Genomic DNA, 2,361 nt, shown 5'->3' with positions numbered 1-2,361 from the left:
ATTTTAAAATAGAGAGTGGAATAACTAGCTACCTCGGGGTTTTATTGTCTTTTTCCCTGTATAGTAAATTTCTTAAATATTTATTACTAAAATAGTATCCCAGATGAGCTACTTGGATGACACCCTGAAGATTCAAAAAACCGTCATTCCACTACGTGTCAACGGTTTCAAGTATTCTGCGGTTGCGCTTCTCCTAAAAATTCCTCACAACAATGCAAGAGATCTAATAAAAGCTGTGTTATCTTCTTGCAGCATTAAGTGTATGTTTTTTGCTATTTTTTCTACTAAGTGGGCAGCGTTGTCGAAATTTGCAAATTTGGACAATACGTAATCCGCTAGATCTCTTTGATCATTGGGCCTGCCTATTCCGAATCTCAGGCGCCAGTAATCGTTACCAATAAAACTGTCTATGGATCTAAGTCCATTATGTCCAGCAGAGCTGCCACCCTTCTTTATTTTTATTCTTCCAAGTTCCAGATCAGCATCATCATGTATAACAATGATATTATCTAGCGAAAATTTGTAAAAGTTTCGTATTTTTGCAACGGGAATGCCTGAGTTATTCATAAATGAATAAGGCTTTAGCAATATAGTTTTATTTTCATTAATTATGCCAGAGGTTATCAGGTAATCAGCTTTTTTAGAGAACGGCTGAAAATTCCAACATTTGCAAATTGCATCGACAATGATGAAGCCAATATTGTGATAAGTTAGCTCATATTGGCTACCTGGATTACCAAGCCCAACTAGCAGATACACTATTCCTCTATTTCTGCTTGAGGTTCTTCAACGTCACTATCGGCAGCAGAGATTGTAACAACAGTGAAGTTTTCTTCTTCGTGTGCTGCAAGTTTAACTCCTTCTGGCAATTTCACATCATTTATGTGTATAGACTGGCCGATCATTTTACCAGATAAATCAACTTCTATAGCCTGAGGTATTTTATCAGGAGAGCATTTAACAGTAATAGAACGACATAAAACATTAAGCACTCCTCCTAGCTTGATTCCTGGAGATTTGCTTTCATTTATAAATGATAAAGGTATGTCTATTTTAATTTCACTACCTTTATCAACGAATTGAAAATCAACATGTTGTACAGTATCCTTTACCACATGCCATTGAATATCGCGAACAAGAGCATATTCTTTTTTACCTGAAATATTCAATTCTATCACATGTGCAGAAAGGGAACCTGATTTATATTGTTTCGTGAATTCCTTCGCGGACAATGTTAAATTTACATTATCATGTCCTTTACCGTATATAACTGCAGGTATATATCCTTTTTTTCTTAGGAAATACATTGCTTTTGTTTTTGTTACATCACGTAATTCTGCATTAATTGTTACCATTTCTTGTTGCGCCATCGGTTGCTCCTACTCAACTAATCTTTTTAATATAATTTAGTATATAACATAAAAATGTTTATTTCAAACTTCATTACTCGCAGTACGTGTAAAAGATTTATAAGGTACACGTGTTGCGTATGAAAATATTGTTTAATTAATATGATTTAATAATGCAACATAAAAAATATCTATTTTAGACTCTATTCCTATTGTTTTTCCTGAATATCTAATAATTATTAACAATTTTACTATATTATAAAACATAGTGATTTTTATCAAAGATTTATAAATATGGATAAAAAAATAAAGATTTTGCCCAACACAGCACCAATCCTTGTAACGTGGGTTCCAAAAGACATTGGGAAAACGTTGCCAGATGGCAAGAATAGCAAACTCAACTACGTGGATGTATTAATTAAACATAAACAAGGAACTAATGAGGATAGAGATATTTTTTTGGTTGTTAACGGACCAGGATTTAAACCAGGTCAAATCGAGGAACTGAAGAATAAATTTAAAGGGGTGGGTGGAATACATGTCGTAGATCTACATGACCCTAAATATAGCCTTTGTTGGAAAGAAATTGATCAAGGGTGGAAAGTAAGTGGAAAGGATATTAGCATTCAAGATTATTTTCATGACATGTATAGCAAAGAACCTCAGGAAAGAACGCACTTTGCGATTGAGATTGATACCTTCCGGTATATTGCAGCTTATTGTATGCTGTATGAGCAAAAGGGATCTCAAATAGAAGAAGGAGTAATCTATATGGATTTTGATGCTCTCGATAGCATTAGTAACAATAAGTACAAAGAGCATAGGAAAAAACTTTATGGCAGGGATGATGAGCAAAAAGGTATAGGAAGCGACATAACAATTCCTGATGGAATTTTAGCGAATAAAAATAATAATGACATAATTGCTGTTACAGATTTGCTTATATTGAAAAAAATCTGTGATAAGTATAAGCAGAATATACTCAACCAAAATGAAATAAAGGCAGAATTTG

General features: G+C 33.5%; 2 protein-coding genes and 1 pseudogene. 1 reads left to right on the top strand and 2 read right to left on the bottom strand.

Annotation, left to right across the window (positions count from 1 at the left end; genetic code table 11):
• Nucleotides 1-204 precede the first annotated feature (204 nt).
• Together pth and DM84_RS05730 are read right to left on the bottom strand one after the other, a co-directional pair.
• Complete coding sequence (gene pth / locus DM84_RS05735) at nt 205-759, bottom strand: aminoacyl-tRNA hydrolase (RefSeq protein ID WP_250779025.1); 555 nt, start codon at nt 757-759, stop codon at nt 205-207.
• Nucleotides 759-1,370 (bottom strand): 50S ribosomal protein L25/general stress protein Ctc, encoded by a 612-nt coding sequence (locus DM84_RS05730; protein WP_250779023.1) that lies wholly within the window; start codon nt 1,368-1,370, stop codon nt 759-761. Before DM84_RS05730 ends, pth begins: the two co-directional genes overlap by 1 nt.
• Before the next feature lie 273 nt (nt 1,371-1,643).
• Between DM84_RS05730 and DM84_RS05725 the strand changes: the two are divergent.
• Nucleotides 1,644-2,361 (top strand): annotated as a pseudogene (locus DM84_RS05725) (hypothetical protein); the annotation flags it as partial.

The sequence above is a fragment of the Wolbachia pipientis genome (assembly GCF_023661085.1).
Taxonomy (GTDB): domain Bacteria; phylum Pseudomonadota; class Alphaproteobacteria; order Rickettsiales; family Anaplasmataceae; genus Wolbachia.
This window is presented reverse-complemented; position numbering and strand designations above follow the sequence as displayed.

Bases quoted from the DNA above. Each gene is read 5' to 3' on its own strand.
- DM84_RS05730 (WP_250779023.1), bottom strand. From the start codon at position 1,370: ATGGCGCAACAAGAAATGGTAACAATTAATGCAGAATTACGTGATGTA.